Genomic DNA, 13,552 nt, shown 5'->3' with positions numbered 1-13,552 from the left:
CGATTGCGCATCTCATCCGGACTCCTCAGTTTGCAATCGGCTTACCGGACGCATCCTTGATTTTCGTTTTCCATTGCGAGCGGATTTCGGACACCACCGATTCGGGAAGCGAGATGTAGTCCAATTCCGTGGCGGCCTGGCTGCCGTTGTGGAATGCCCAGTCGAAGAACTTCAGCGTTTCCGCACCTTGTGCCGGTTTCTCTTGCGTTGCATGCAGCAGCACGAACGTCGCGCCGACGACCGGCCATGCTTCCTTGCCCGGCTGGTTCGTCAGGATCTGGTAGAACGACTTCGACCAGTTCGCGCCGGCAGCAGCGGCCTTGAACGTTTCCGTCTTCGGCTCGACCACCGTGCCCGTCGAGTTCTTCAGAGCCGTGTAGACCATGTTGTTCTTCTTCGCGTACGCCCATTCGACGTAGCCGACCGCGCCCGGCAGGCGCTGCACGAACGCTGCCACGCCGTCGTTGCCCTTGCCGCCCGTGCCCGTCGGCCAGTTGACCGTCGTGCCTTCGCCGACCTTCGACTTCCACTCGTCGTTGACCTTCGACAGGTAGTTCGTCCAGATGAAGCTCGTGCCCGAGCCGTCAGCGCGGCGAACCACGGCGATGTCCGTGTCCGTCAGCTTGACCTTCGGGTTCAGCGCGGCGATTGCCGGGTCGTTCCACTTCTTGATCTTGCCGAGGTAGATGTCGGCGAGCACCGGGCCCGACAATGTCAGTTCGCCGGCCTTCACGCCCGGTACGTTGACGACCGGCACCACGCCCCCGACCACCGTCGGGAACTGGAACAGGCCGGCCTTCGCGAGCTCGTCATCCTTCAGCGGAGCGTCCGAACCGGCAAAGTCGACCGTCTTCGCGTTGATCTGCTTCAGGCCGCCCGACGAGCCGATGCCTTGATAGTTGACCTTGCCGCCGCCCGCCTTCTTGTACGCATCGGCCCACTTTGCGTAGATCGGTGCTGCAAACGTGCTGCCTGCGCCGGTGATATCTACCGCGTGAGCATGGAGGGCAACAAGAATCAGGGTGCAGGGCATCAAGATTCGGATGTTCACGTAACGCCTCCTGTCTGCTATCGGCATGCCGGCCCGCACGCAGGCCTCGGTCGAGCAGTCTGACTGGTTGGGTGGGGTCTGCGGGCCGCCTTTCGGCAACGCCTGTCGATTGACCGCGGCAATGATCGTTTCTCGATTGCTTTCGAGCACGATGCGCCGTTGCGTGGGTGCAGCAGCCTCAGTGCCGCATTTTTCTCGTATGACGTTCGCCGGGAGCCTGATTGCAACGTACCGCAACCGAGGCCGCAGGCAGCGACCGGCTGGGCTGGATCGTCACCGACGATCGGATAGGTCAGACAAGGGACGAAGGCCGTCATCGTGCGCGGTAAAGGGTCCCGCAACGAAGGGTGATAGGAGTATTGCAGTTGGCTGTGAAAATTCAAGGAAGGCGCAATGGCCCGATCCGCCAGATTCAATGCACATCACTGGCCACAATGGAGGCCAACGCCCGATCGCCGTCGCGTTGTGCGGTGTCTTCCGTGGAAAAGATGTCGGTACTGAATGCGATCAGTTTGAAGCCGGATCCCGCGGAGCGAGGAACCGTGATGCCCCAGTGCCAGCCGCCATCTTGCTGGAACACGTGGAGCGCAGGGGGTGCTGGGTTCAGTGCTGGTGAAGAAGTCGTCATCGCGTGCTCTCCCGTCATGGGACGACTGCGGGCAACTACATCGGACGCGCGAACCCAGTCTACGAGCACTTTTGCTGCGGCGCAATATTCGTGTTTTACGAAAATGCCAATGTGTGAAACGCCACAATTTTGAAATACAAATATGCAACGTCGGAGATGGCTGGCATATTGGTGTGACGATTGGGATATTTCGGAGGCTTTATGGATCGCAGTTCGCTTGTGTGGGCGGGGGTGCCGCATAGCAGCGATGGCGTCGTGTTTCAGATTCGGGTCGGCCACGGCCTTCAGCGTTTTCATATTGCTCGATTGATTCTCGAGAAGGCGTGCGACCTTGAGCGACTGGCGTCTGACGCACGACAGCTCGAATGCTTTTACGAGCATTTGACGCCGATCCTGGCAGTCGCGCGAAAGACGCGCTCAAAGGCGAAGGCCGACACGGTTTCGCTGAATGTTTCGGATTTTGTTCGAACCGGTGGCGCTCGGGGCGAGCAGGGGGTTTGGGCGGCGATGCGGTGAGCGCCGCAGGGCGGTTGAAGAGAGCGGAGTTTTCGGTCTTGGAGCGGACGGGCGTGGGGCTTGGCGAGCTTCACGCGTTGCGTCTTGTCACGTGCGGCGCAGGGATTGCTGCAGTATTGGCGGGATGGTTTTGCAGGCTTCCGCGTAGTCTCGTGCTTGAGCTTCGCGATGAAAGGGCGTCGCTCGATGACCGAATACCCATGAATGAAAAGCGCTGGCCGGTGAACTGGCCAGCAAAGTGGTCCTGGCGATCCGAGGTTGAGTGTGCCAGAACCAAAGGCACTGAACGGTGTGCGCGAGCAGCCGGACGAGCATGTCAAACGATCGGCCCCGACAGTCGGGGCTTACCCGGCTCGATCCTGCGCAATAATCTGTGATCGCAGTTTAGGCTGGGCTAACGGATGCGACCGGACGTGCACTCACGCTCGGAAACTTGAAGGCATCGCAGGGCTTCGTCGGTACTGTCCATGTTGCGATCATCGCGGCGGTCGGCAGATAGTCGGGATCGGCCGACGCGACTCCGGCCCAGACGCCGGGAGACACCTGTCTGCCGTGGAGATAAAAGTGCAGCTCCCGGCCCGCGCGGTCGCAAATACACCTGATTCTCTCCACCGATTGGCCCAATGCTCTAATCCGCGCGATTTGGTTGCGATCCAGCTCGAACAGGGCACTCACCACGCCGTCACAATTGCCGATGCCAATCACGTTGCTGTCATCGGTCAACGCCCATGTCGGATGCGGCGTGCCTAGGCGCAGCATGAAATAATCTGCGGACTCTGAACCAACCATACTGTTTCTCCTGCAAAAGATCCGTCGTTCTGCTAACCGAAGATCAATGGAAACGAACGATCATCCAATCCTGTTCTCGTCGTCGTACCTGGATGCTCGAGTGGATGTGCCCCGGCGCCTCGCAATGGGCGGGCGCAACAGTGAAGCGCCCTGTGCCCGTCGCTTCCGAATCACTCACACGCTCGCCTGACGCGTCGCGGTTTCGGCGGCGATACGGTCCTCCGAACCGGAAAGTCTCACCGCCACAGCTGCCGCCGCCGTGCTCCCGTAGACGTTGAGGGCGGTTCTCCCCATGTCGAAAAAGGCGTCGACGCCCAACAGCAGCAGCACCGCATCGGCCGGCAACCCGATCGACGTCAGCACGATGGTGATGGCGACGATCGCTCCGGAGGGCACATTGGCAGCCCCGTCGATGGTGATGATCGTCAAAATCAAGATCGTGATCACCAGCGGCCAGGACCAGGCGAGATGATAGGCGTCGGCCAGATAGCCGACCGCGAGGGCCGTGTAGAGGACCGCGCCGTCGCGATTGAAAATATAGGCGAGCGGCAAGATCGTGGACGCCACGCCGTGGGGAACGCCGAATTCAACCAGCTTCTTCAGGTGCAACGGGTAGGTAATTTCGGACGACCGCGTCGTGAAACCCAGGATCAGCGGTTCCTTCACTTTCCTGAGAACGGCGAGAGGCGACTGACCGGCGACGCGAATGACGAGGGTGAGTACCACCGCCAGAATCGCCATGCCGAGATAGGCCACGCCCAGAAGCTCGACGAGCGAGTGCACGCCGGCAAAGCCCTTGGCCGACAGCAACTGCGCGATCGCGGCGAAGATCGCGAGCGGCGACCATGCGATCACCCACTGGGTCATCTTGAACAGGCCGGACAGCAGCGCCTCGAAAACGGCAATCGCGGGCTCGGCACGCTCCGGGGCAGCCGCCAATGCGGCACCGAAAATGACACCGAAAACGAGCACCGGGAGAGAATTCCCTGCAGCGAGCGCAGCGACGATGTTCGCGGGGATCAAATCAACGAGAAATTTCGTCCAGTCGATGCTGGATGCGAGGGCTGCGGGCATCGATCCGGAGTGCGTGAGGCTCGCACCGAGACCCGGTCGAAATGCGAAGTTGAGCAGCAGGCCGAGTGACGCAGCCAGGCCAGTCATCAAAACGAAGAAGACGATGCTGGATAGTGCGACTTTTCCGAGCCGTTCGCGCAGTCGGCCCGCACGAAAGACACCGACCGTGACCGACAGGAAGATCAACGGCATGACGACCATCTTGATCGCGTGGCCGAACATTGCACTGAGAAAGCCCAGCTTCCCGGCAAAACCAGGAGCAAATACGCCGCAAGCGACGCCCAGGACAAGCCCGCCAAGCATTTGCAGCGGGAGGGAAAGCCCTTTATTTTTCGTGTTCATGCCGCGCCTTGAGTAGTTTTATCCGTGCGGGCGTGCCGTCAACGATGTGATTCCACATATGCTGACGCGCAAGCTCGCCGTCGTTTGCTTCGATTGCGTGAAAGATTTTCAGGTGCTCGATCGTGCCGCGCCGAACGGTTTCGGCGTCGCTACGCGGGAGTTCGTTCAGCGCCAAGGTTTGGGCTCGCAATAGACCATACGCCGATGAGATTCGGATGTTCCTTGCTGCAGCAAACAACGCTTGATGAAAGACCCAACCAACACGTTGCTCGAGCATGATGTCCGCGACGTCCTGGTCAATCAGCACCTGCATTTTCTCTGCCGCGTCGCGAAGGTCTGCCGTTACGCCCGACCTGGCTGCAAGAAACGCCGCTGTACTCTCGAGGGCCAGCCGCATTTCAAAAATTTCGCGGAGATCACTCGTAGTTGGCGAAGCGACATAGGTCCCACTCTTTTCGATCACGACAACCAGCCCTTCGGACTCGAGCAAATGCAATGCGCTGCGCACAGGCATTTGGCCGAAACCGAGTTCGTCCGATAGTCCTCGATGGGATACTTTCTGCCCAGGCGCAAGGCGGCCGTCAAAGATCCTCGATCGGATCTCGTCGTAGGCAAGCTCTGCATCTGTCGAGACTTTCGACGTCATCTGTGATCGCAGTTAGCGTATGATTGAAAAAGAGATAACGGATAGGAAATTACCCTTACTGGTAACGCCCGGCAACTGATAATTTTGCGAGTGGGTATGCTGAAAGCGAACCGGAAGACTATCCGCGTCATGAAGCGAGCCGACAATTAGATGACTTCACAAGATGTGCGCTTTACCATCTGCGCCGTTCGCGCGGAAGAAACCTATCCCCTCCGGGCCGCGATCTTGATGGCCGGAGATGAAGAAGGGAGTGCGCTACCCGGAGACCTCGCCCCGACGACAAGGCACTTTGCCGTGCGTGATAACGACGGCATTGTGGCGGTGGCGTCGGTGTGTCAAGAAGGACAATCCGGTGTTTTGAACGCTGAAGCCTGGCGCCTTCGCGGCATGGCCGTCCATCCATCGGTGCGTGGTCTGGGATTCGGACGCCTTCTGGTCAATCTATCCATTCGTTATGTCCGCGATCAGCGTGGATTATTGCTCTGGTGTACGGCGCGGGAATCGGCATACCCATTTTATGAAATACTCGGCTTTAATCGCGATCCGAAACCGGTTTCAATGCAGAGGCGCGACGACATGAGGTTCTATCTCATGCAGCGCCAGATCGCGGGCTGATTTTCGGTTGCTACTGACGTCAGACGACCAGATGGTTTATGCGTGGTCTAGTCCAGTGCCATTCGACATCTCAATCTCAGTGCCTCTTCATGGCACGTTGGCCGCTGGGTTTGTCGCGCCGCAAAACCGCTCATTGATAGACGATCTGCGCTGCAAGGTCACGCTTGATCGATGTCGCCATTCTTCCGAACTCGGGATATTCGTCCGGCTGCAGATACGGCACTTTCGATGTCAAATCAAGCGTTCGGGTCACGCTGATGGTTCTGCCTTCCATCGCATAGGACGACGCATAAGTCCCGAACGGCGAAGTGACGGTGACGGGCTTGGGCAGGCTCAACACTTTCATCGAGGCCGGCAATTCCAGTTTCGTGATTTCGCTGAAGTGTCCTGCCTTGAACAGGAACGGAGTTTTGCGCCTGGCCGAACCTACCCCGTCAATGGCACTGGATATCGTGTTGAGGCCGCCCAATCCCCTTGGGACGCGCATGGCGCCGGGGCCAGGGAGCGCGGTGTAGTCCGGTAGTTCGAACACACTGGAAAACGAAAACGCCATCCAGAGATCATTGATGTCGCCATGGATGTAGCGGCCGGTGCCGTCCAACCCGCTCGCAGTCAGAAACGCCTGCGCAAACACCGGTTCCGAACCAGCCGGCAGCCGGGAGAATATGGAACGCGCGACCCAGTCATATTCGCCGCCGTTCTTGACTTCGCTATCGCCACGAACGGTGCCGAGTTTGTCGAGTGCGACGTGCGTAGTGACCGTCACCGTGTCGGCATCGGGGCGTGCAACGGGAAGGACGACCAAGCGAGACTGCCCATTGCCGACGCCGGTCAACAACGCCTGCTTTCCCTGCTCGTTGAAAGGAAGCGTGCCGAATCGCGCCGTGCCCGCTGTCGAGTCAAGGTAGATATCGAACTCGGGAACGTAGGTGATCGCGTGATTGAACACGGCCAACGGACTGGCGGCCGAAGGCAGCCAATAGCGGCTGTCCGCGTTCACGAGCACCGTGTCGCTCGCTATCCCTTTGGCTGCCAGCAGCGCCTGCAGCAGCGTCGTATGGTCCTTGCAGTCGCCATAGCGTGCATGCAAGACGTCTTGTGCGCTATGCGGAACGACACCGCCGAAACCGAGGAACACGGCGACATAGCGGATGTTTCGGCTGACCCATTGATAGAGCGCATCTGCCTGATCGCGCCGGCCGGCGATTCCCTTCGTGACTTCGTCGGCCAGCGTTTGCACGTCGGGCGTAATGGTCGCCTGCGGCTGCGCACGGGCGGCGTATGCCTGCCCGAGCGCCGCGTAACCCGGGAACGTCGTGACCACGATCCGCGGGCTGCGATCGTCGATGCTCGGCGCATTGGCTTCGAGTGGCTGCGCAGCTGCATCCTTTATCGTCCAGCGCCATGTTTGCCGGCCGTCGGCATCGGTTGCAACCCGTCCGCCCTGCATGTCGACGACATCCGTATACAGCTTCATCGAGGACGGCGCATTGATCGTAATGCTGGCGCTTTGGATCGGCTTGTTGTTCGGAAACGTGTCGTCGGCCGAGAAATTGCCGGGGAAAAGCGGCGTGACCTGCGTCTCGCGCGTGTGCATGGTCACGGTCGCGCCAGGTTCTACGCCAGGAAAGACGATCGTCTTGACGAGATTGTCGTCGAAGGTGGAGGCGTGGATGCTCGACGCGCTTTGACGAGTGAAAATTGCATTGGGCGGTACGTCGATCCGTACGCCGTCGCGCGTGGTGGTGTAAGCCTCGACCACGTCGAACTTCTGCAACTCGGGGCTATATCGATACGAAACTTGACCGTACGACCTGACGCCCTGTTCCGTCTCTATCCGGATCGACCTGGATTGATCACGAATCGACGAACTGTCGCGATTCACCGTGTAGACCGTGTCGTCGGACAAGACGATTGCGGGTGGAGAGAAATCAGCGGAAAAAGCGGCAGCAGCGTGCATGCCGGCTACCGCTACCGCGAGGTATGACAGTCGCATGCAGCCGGTTGAAATGGATCGGCCGTCTCGCGCAATCAGCATGTGGATTGCCCTCGTGGTTTCTTATTTTCCTCTTGCGAGGCGGGAAGCAAGAAACTACCACGACGACGAGCATGCCGCTACGAATCGCGGTGCGCGTGCGAAATTGACTTGCGCGTGTCTTGTCTGCATCGACAGGAAGTTGTCGGTTGATTGCAAGCCATGTCGCCAGCATCCGCGACATGTCGTAGCCGGATGCGGAGCGCGCGCTGTTTCACGGATTTCGACGGACGGGCCATCTTGTCGGATCGCGTGTTCCCAACCATTTGAAAGCCCCCGCTTCGGTGGCAATTGAACATCGCTTGAAAATCGTAAGCTACCGACTGGTGAATGGTCCCGGCGGCATCGCGCCACGCAACGTATCCGAGCGGGAAGATGTTTTGTTGGCCCTGGCTTTCCTGCGTCCCGAACGAAACTGCGCAAAGGTCGGCCATTCGCCCCGTTGTACACTCAGTGCCGCCAAAACGGCAAGACGGGCTCATCGGCGCGCAATCGGGAGAGTCAGTATGCCTATTCAGCAAGAAGCGTTCGCCACGCCCGATCTCGGCAGCCTCGATGTCGTCTCGCGAGCGTTGGCGCCTCGATTCCCATGCAGCAACAGGAGAACCCGATGATCAAAGTCAGTGTCATGTACCCGTACGCCCCAGGCGCGCGATTCGATCATGCTTACTACCGCGACAAGCACATGCCGATGGTGAAGCAGCGGCTCGGTGCGGCATGTCTGTACTACACGGTCGACAAGGGCATCGCCGGCGGCGCTCCGGGCACGGATCCTGTCTACGTGGCCAAGTGCGACTTCGTCTGCACGTCGGTCGAAGCTTTCGAGGCGGCCCGCGACCCGCACGCGCGGGAGATCATGGCCGACATCGCCAATTACACGGATATACAGCCCGTGCTTCAAATCAGTGAGGTGGTAGTGGAGCGTTCGGAAGTCTGACCACGGTTCGGATATCGCCAAGCGCCGCATCCGCTGATGGCGTACCCCGGCAACGGGGCGACGCTTATGCAGCCATTCTGCCGTTGTATCGAAGCCTGGTCCTTTCCAGGTCGCCTGTTGGACCCCGCGGCCCGCGCCGGCAAGCAGGAAGTTGACCGATCGCAGTAGGATAGGGCTCTGCCACGCGCAGATCACGAGCGTCGACAACGCGCCTTTGCTGACCGACGTCCAAGGTTTTCCATTGAACGCGATACGCCGCGATTCCTGCGGCTCGCCAACCGATTTGATCAATTGAAGGATGCAGACATGAGCACGATTTACGATATTCCTGTCAACGCCATCGACGGCGCGCAAACAACCCTGCGTTCCTACGAAGGCAAAGTGCTGCTGGTGGTGAACGTGGCGTCCAAATGCGGGCTGACGCCGCAATACGAAGGCCTTGAGGCGCTCTACGAAGGCAAGCGCGCGGAAGGTCTCGAAGTGTTGGCGTTCCCCGCCAACAACTTCAAGGGCCAGGAGCCGGGCACCGATGCGGAGATCCAGTCGTTCTGCACCGGCACCTTCGGCGTGAAGTTTCCGTTGTTCTCGAAAATCTCCGTGATCGGCGACGACAAGCATCCGCTCTATCGCTCGCTCACCCAGGCGCAGCCGCAGGCGACCGGTGACGGCCCGTTCCGTGCGCGCCTCGAAGGCTACGGCATTCAACCGAACCCGGCGCCCGAGGTGCTGTGGAACTTCGAGAAGTTTCTCGTGAGCCGCACGGGCGAAGTGGTCGCGCGTTTCTCGCCCGATACGACCGCGGACGACCCGAAGCTGGTCGCTGCCATCGACGCGGAGCTGGCCAAGGCCGCGTAAGCCGGCGCGCGTGACGCGTGCCGTGCCGGAACGGATTGCCTGACCTGCACCCGTTGTCGAGGGTGCCAGCACGGGGCAATCCAACACCATGTCTGCCGACTTGCCACTCGCACGTTGAAAACGGAGCGCGCCGGGGTGCCTGCGTCGACTGGCGAACCGGAGAATGCGTCAGACCGACAAGTCGTTCAATGGCCTGTTGACGTTGCCCGATACCGTTCGGGAATTGGGCCATTGACCAACAACTCAGCGCGTGCCGAGATCCCCCGCCGCAGGCGCCAGCGCCCAGTCGAGCGCGAAGTCGGCAACCTCCTCCCAGCCTTTCTCGCCACAGGTGTAGTGGCTGCGGCCGTCGAACAGCTTGTACGCCGAGATCGCACGCGAGCCCTTCGCATTCCTTTCGAAATTCTCGCGCTGAACAGCAGGCGGCAGGATGTTGTCGTTGCCGCCGGCGATAAAGAGCAGCGGTGCGCGCTCGTCGTTCGCGAAGTTGTAGCGCGTCGGGGCATTCGGGTTGACGTTCGCGAACGCGCCTTGAAACAGGATCCGCCCCGACACGGGCACCGCGTAGCGGTCATAGACCTTCTTCGATTCCTCGAGGCTCAGGTTGTTCGTGAACGCATAGTGAAACTCTTGCTCGGTGATGGGCACCGCGCGATGCACGTTGGCCGGGTTGCGCAGGACCGGGAACGCCGCCTTGATCTGGCTGAACGGCAACGCCCATACACCTTTCACCCCGGCGCCGTCGATCGAGACGCCGGCCGAGCCGTAGCCCGCGTCGAGAAGAAGCTGGGCGAACGCGCCGCCGAATGAATGCCCCATGATGATCGGCTTGGTGTCGAGTGCGGCGATGGTTCGGGCCAGGTGATCGAAGATCTCGCGCACGCCGAGATTCACCAGCGGCGACGGGTCGCGGCGGAGCGCCTCGACGCCGGCCGTGCCCGGCTGGACACCCGGATATCCCGGCGTGATGACGCGCATGCCGCGCTGCTCGTAGCGCGTGACCCAATGTTCCCACGACAACGGCGTCATCCACAGGCCGTGAATCAGTACAACCGTGTCGGTACGCGTTTCCGGATTCATATCCGTGCTCCTGTGATCGCTGGATGACGAACATCACGCTCGTGAGACCTCGGTATTTCCGGAGCCGTCTGCCCCGTGCTCGCCAGCAACGAAACAAGGGGTACTACGCGATTGCCGAATGCCACGCACCTTGAGAATAGTCTTTGACACCGGCGTCGTTCAGCGTGAATGATGTGTCCATCATAAAGACCATCCGAGTACGCGACATGGCCAAAAAGCCGGAATTCTTTGCTCAAACGCCGACGGTGCTGGACGATGACGCAGATCCGTTCGCCTTCAAGCGGGATGCCTTTTCCGACGTGCTGGAGCTGATCCGCATCCGCGGCAACACGGTCTTCACGTGCGCGGCATCGGCGCCTTTCGGATTGCGCTTTCCCGCCGGCAAGTATCGGCTGCACATCATCCGCAGCGGCAGCGTGGCGATCGAAGTGGAGGGGCTCGACGATCGGTATCACGCGTCGCAGGGAGACCTGGTCATGCTGATGCATGGCCACGGTCATGTCATTTCCGACCGGCCGGGCCGTTCCGCGAGTCTCGTCACGGATCTCGCGCCACAGTACTACGATCGCGAGCGCCTGACGATCGGGAGCGGCGACACCACCTGGCTGTGCGGCGACTTCGGATTCGACGGCGTGCTGTCGCAACGGTTGCTGTCGGTGCTGCCGCCGGTGCTGGTGCTGAAAGGGTTGCGCGAACGGCCGTTCGAGTGGCTGGAGCTGAGCTGCCATTTCATCCTCGACGAGGCGTTGAGTCCGCGCGCGGGTGCCGCCGCGATGATCTCCCGATTGCTGGACGTCATCTTCGTCCAGTTGCTGCGCACCTGGGCGACGGAGGGGGCGGCAGGGCACGGGTGGCTGTCCGGTGCGATCGACGGCCGGATCAACCCGGCGATGTCGGCCATTCATGCCGATCCCGGGCGGGCGTGGAGCGTGAATGATCTTGCCGAGTTGTCGAATCTGTCGCGGTCGGCGTTTGCGGACCGGTTCCAGCGTGTCGTGGGGCAGGCGCCGTTGAGCTATCTCACGACCTGGCGCCTCGATCGGGCGGCGGAGTTGTTGCGGTACGGCCGTGCGCCGATTTCGGACATCGCCGGTCGGGTTGGGTATACGTCGGAAGCGGCGTTCAGTCGCGCGTTTCGAGGACGGTACGAGATGTCGCCGATGCAGTGGCGGAAGGTGAATGCGGAGTAGGGTGGGGCTGGCTGTCATCCTGGCCCGGCAGATGTCGGCGGTTAGCCATACTGACAATCGATCACGACGTAAACGACGTAATTCCCTCATTTCCGGCTGAATGGCGCTATTTGAGGGTTCCTCGTAAAATGCGACTTTACGGGATTTTCAGTTAACGACTTCGTCATGCATCGAATCGGATTCTTCGTTTGCCGTGGCTACGATGCGCTCGATCTGGGCGGGCCACTGTCGGCCTTCAATCAGGTCGCCACGGCGGCGGGCCACGCGCCCTATGATCTCCACGTCATCTCGCGGTCCGGCGGCCCGGTTCCCGGCAATACGGGCCTGTCGGCCGACACGAAGCCGATCGGAAGGCGCATGTTCGACACCGTCATTTTCGTGGGCGGTGACATCGAGCCGATGCAGACGCCGGAGAACATCGCCGCCGCCAGAAAACTGGGCGCCAAGGCTGCGCGGGTGGCAAGCGTGTGTACGGGGGCGTTTCTGCTTGCGGAAACCGGCTTGCTGGACGGCGTGAGCGTGACGACGCACTGGCGATACGCGGCTCAATTGCAGTCGCGCTTTCCGCGCGCCAAGGTCGAGGGCGATAGCATTTATATCGAGGCGGGGCGCATCTGGACGTCGGCGGGCATTGCGTCCGGCATCGACCTGGCGCTCGGCCTGATTGAAAAGGATTTGGGCGCGGAGGTTGCGCGCGCTGTCTCCCGGCTTTTGGTGGTTCCGTATCGTCGGCCGGGCGGTCAGTCCCAATTTTCGGCGATGTCGCAAATGGAGCCGGAATCGGATCGCATCCGCATCGCGCTGAATTTTGCGCGGGAACACCTGGCGGAAGCGTTGCCTGTCGAGCGGCTCGCCGAGGCCGCAAGTTTGAGTCTGCGGCAGTTCGGACGCGCATTCCGCCGGGAAACCGGAGAAACACCGGCGAAGGCGGTCGAGCGCTTGCGTGTCGAAGCGGCGCGGCTGCGCCTGCAGGGGGGCAGCGAACCGATCGAACAGATTGCGCTGGCGGTCGGGTTCACCGACCCGGAGCGGATGCGGCGGGCCTTTATCAAACTGCATGGGCACCCGCCGCAAGCGATTCGACGCGAGAGCCGATCGAACGGCGCGCGCTGATCGACCAGCGTCAGCCGGCCGATCTACGCGCTGCCTGGCCGAAGTTCCTCTAACGGACTAGCGGCGCTTTGGGTAGATCGCCATGCATTTCGCCAGACGCTCAATGGCCATCCGCCGTCAGCGGGCCGTCATCGTTCCACATGTCGCGATGCAACTTCCATGCGCCGCCCTCTTTCAGAAAGACGAGCGTCTGCTTGCCGCGGAATTTGAGTTGTCCGTCGTGGTCGTGGACCTCCACATCCGACACCTCTGTCACGACCCGGTCGTTACCGTAGAACTCGTCATTGCTGAACGATACGGTGGCAGGCTTCGATCCGGCATACCCCTTGATGAAGTACCCGACGATCGCGCTGCGTCCCGTGATCTTGTCGCCTCCGGGCGGCAAGAGCGTGCCGTCGCGGGTGTAGAGGCGGCCGATCGCCTCGTAATCCCCTCGCGCAAAAGCATCCGCCCATCGCGCATTCTCGGCCTTGATGGCCGCTTCGGGCGGACGTGGCGAACCACCGGCAGTCGCTGGCGCGGCAAACGCGAAAAAGGTGACGCAGGCTGCAAGAGCAGCAGTGAAAATACGAGTTTTTTGCATCGAGTGATTTCCGTGCATGGATTGAATGAAAAGGACTACGAAAGTTGAAGGATGAAACAGGCAATGTCGGTCGCGGTGTTCATCGCAGTCTTTCGATG

The 13,552-nt window shown here is 60.7% G+C and carries 14 protein-coding genes; 6 read left to right on the top strand and 8 right to left on the bottom strand.

Going from position 1 to position 13,552, the window contains the following annotated elements:
* Positions 1 to 25: 25 nt before the first annotated feature.
* The gene (gene pstS / locus LGM56_RS12905; protein ID WP_226205289.1) at positions 26 to 1,033 is read right to left on the bottom strand and encodes a phosphate ABC transporter substrate-binding protein PstS; all 1,008 of its coding nucleotides are present in this window, start codon (positions 1,031 to 1,033) and stop codon (positions 26 to 28) included.
* A 430-nt stretch (positions 1,034 to 1,463) separates the two neighbouring features.
* Positions 1,464 to 1,679 carry a hypothetical protein gene (locus tag LGM56_RS12900; RefSeq protein ID WP_226204893.1) on the bottom strand — a complete coding sequence of 72 codons (216 nt, stop codon included), beginning with the start codon at positions 1,677 to 1,679 and terminating at the stop codon, positions 1,464 to 1,466.
* Between the two features lie 201 nt (positions 1,680 to 1,880).
* Here LGM56_RS12900 and LGM56_RS12895 point away from each other — a divergent pair, with 201 nt between their 5' ends.
* Positions 1,881 to 2,195 (top strand): hypothetical protein, encoded by a 315-nt coding sequence (locus LGM56_RS12895; protein ID WP_226204891.1) that lies wholly within the window; start codon positions 1,881 to 1,883, stop codon positions 2,193 to 2,195.
* A gap of 384 nt (positions 2,196 to 2,579) precedes the next feature.
* Here the strand turns inward: LGM56_RS12895 and LGM56_RS12890 are convergent, their stop codons facing one another.
* From LGM56_RS12890 to LGM56_RS12880, 3 genes are all read right to left on the bottom strand, one after another.
* Positions 2,580 to 2,984 (bottom strand): hypothetical protein, encoded by a 405-nt coding sequence (locus LGM56_RS12890; protein ID WP_089498780.1) that lies wholly within the window; start codon positions 2,982 to 2,984, stop codon positions 2,580 to 2,582.
* A 174-nt stretch (positions 2,985 to 3,158) separates the two neighbouring features.
* Positions 3,159 to 4,400 (bottom strand): dicarboxylate/amino acid:cation symporter, encoded by a 1,242-nt coding sequence (locus tag LGM56_RS12885; protein WP_226204889.1) that lies wholly within the window; start codon positions 4,398 to 4,400, stop codon positions 3,159 to 3,161.
* Positions 4,384 to 5,046, bottom strand: coding sequence for a GntR family transcriptional regulator (locus LGM56_RS12880; protein WP_089498778.1), 663 nt, complete (start codon positions 5,044 to 5,046; stop codon positions 4,384 to 4,386). Before LGM56_RS12880 ends, LGM56_RS12885 begins: the two co-directional genes overlap by 17 nt.
* Positions 5,047 to 5,196: 150 nt before the next feature.
* On the opposite strand from LGM56_RS12880, the gene LGM56_RS12875 reads away from it, so the two are divergent.
* Positions 5,197 to 5,661, top strand: coding sequence for a GNAT family N-acetyltransferase (locus tag LGM56_RS12875; protein WP_226204887.1), 465 nt, complete (start codon positions 5,197 to 5,199; stop codon positions 5,659 to 5,661).
* Between the two features lie 130 nt (positions 5,662 to 5,791).
* Here LGM56_RS12875 and LGM56_RS12870 read toward each other — a convergent pair whose 3' ends face one another.
* On the bottom strand, positions 5,792 to 7,699 hold the full coding sequence (locus tag LGM56_RS12870) for a DUF3857 domain-containing protein (protein WP_226204885.1): 1,908 nt from the start codon (positions 7,697 to 7,699) through the stop codon (positions 5,792 to 5,794).
* Positions 7,700 to 8,306: 607 nt separating this feature from the next.
* Here LGM56_RS12870 and LGM56_RS12865 point away from each other — a divergent pair.
* On the top strand, positions 8,307 to 8,633 hold the full coding sequence (locus tag LGM56_RS12865; protein WP_089499066.1) for an EthD family reductase: 327 nt from the start codon (positions 8,307 to 8,309) through the stop codon (positions 8,631 to 8,633).
* A 306-nt stretch (positions 8,634 to 8,939) separates the two neighbouring features.
* Positions 8,940 to 9,488, top strand: a complete 549-nt coding sequence (locus tag LGM56_RS12860) for a glutathione peroxidase (RefSeq protein WP_226204883.1) — start codon at positions 8,940 to 8,942, stop codon at positions 9,486 to 9,488.
* A gap of 243 nt (positions 9,489 to 9,731) precedes the next feature.
* Here the strand turns inward: LGM56_RS12860 and LGM56_RS12855 are convergent, their stop codons facing one another.
* The gene (locus LGM56_RS12855; RefSeq protein ID WP_226204881.1) at positions 9,732 to 10,568 is read right to left on the bottom strand and encodes an alpha/beta hydrolase; all 837 of its coding nucleotides are present in this window, start codon (positions 10,566 to 10,568) and stop codon (positions 9,732 to 9,734) included.
* A 206-nt stretch (positions 10,569 to 10,774) separates the two neighbouring features.
* Here LGM56_RS12855 and LGM56_RS12850 point away from each other — a divergent pair, with 206 nt between their 5' ends.
* Both LGM56_RS12850 and LGM56_RS12845 read left to right on the top strand, forming a co-directional pair.
* On the top strand, positions 10,775 to 11,758 hold the full coding sequence (locus tag LGM56_RS12850) for an AraC family transcriptional regulator (protein WP_226204879.1): 984 nt from the start codon (positions 10,775 to 10,777) through the stop codon (positions 11,756 to 11,758).
* 165 nt (positions 11,759 to 11,923) lie between these two features.
* Entirely contained in the window at positions 11,924 to 12,871 is a 948-nt protein-coding gene (locus tag LGM56_RS12845) for a GlxA family transcriptional regulator (protein ID WP_226204878.1), read from the top strand.
* A 100-nt stretch (positions 12,872 to 12,971) separates the two neighbouring features.
* Here LGM56_RS12845 and LGM56_RS12840 read toward each other — a convergent pair whose 3' ends face one another.
* Complete coding sequence (locus tag LGM56_RS12840; protein WP_226204877.1) at positions 12,972 to 13,454, bottom strand: YybH family protein; 483 nt, start codon at positions 13,452 to 13,454, stop codon at positions 12,972 to 12,974.
* Between the last annotated feature and the right edge of the window lie 98 nt (positions 13,455 to 13,552).

Source organism: Burkholderia sp. AU38729, assembly GCF_020419725.1.
In the GTDB taxonomy this organism is placed as follows: Bacteria; Pseudomonadota; Gammaproteobacteria; order Burkholderiales; family Burkholderiaceae; genus Burkholderia.
This window is presented reverse-complemented; position numbering and strand designations above follow the sequence as displayed.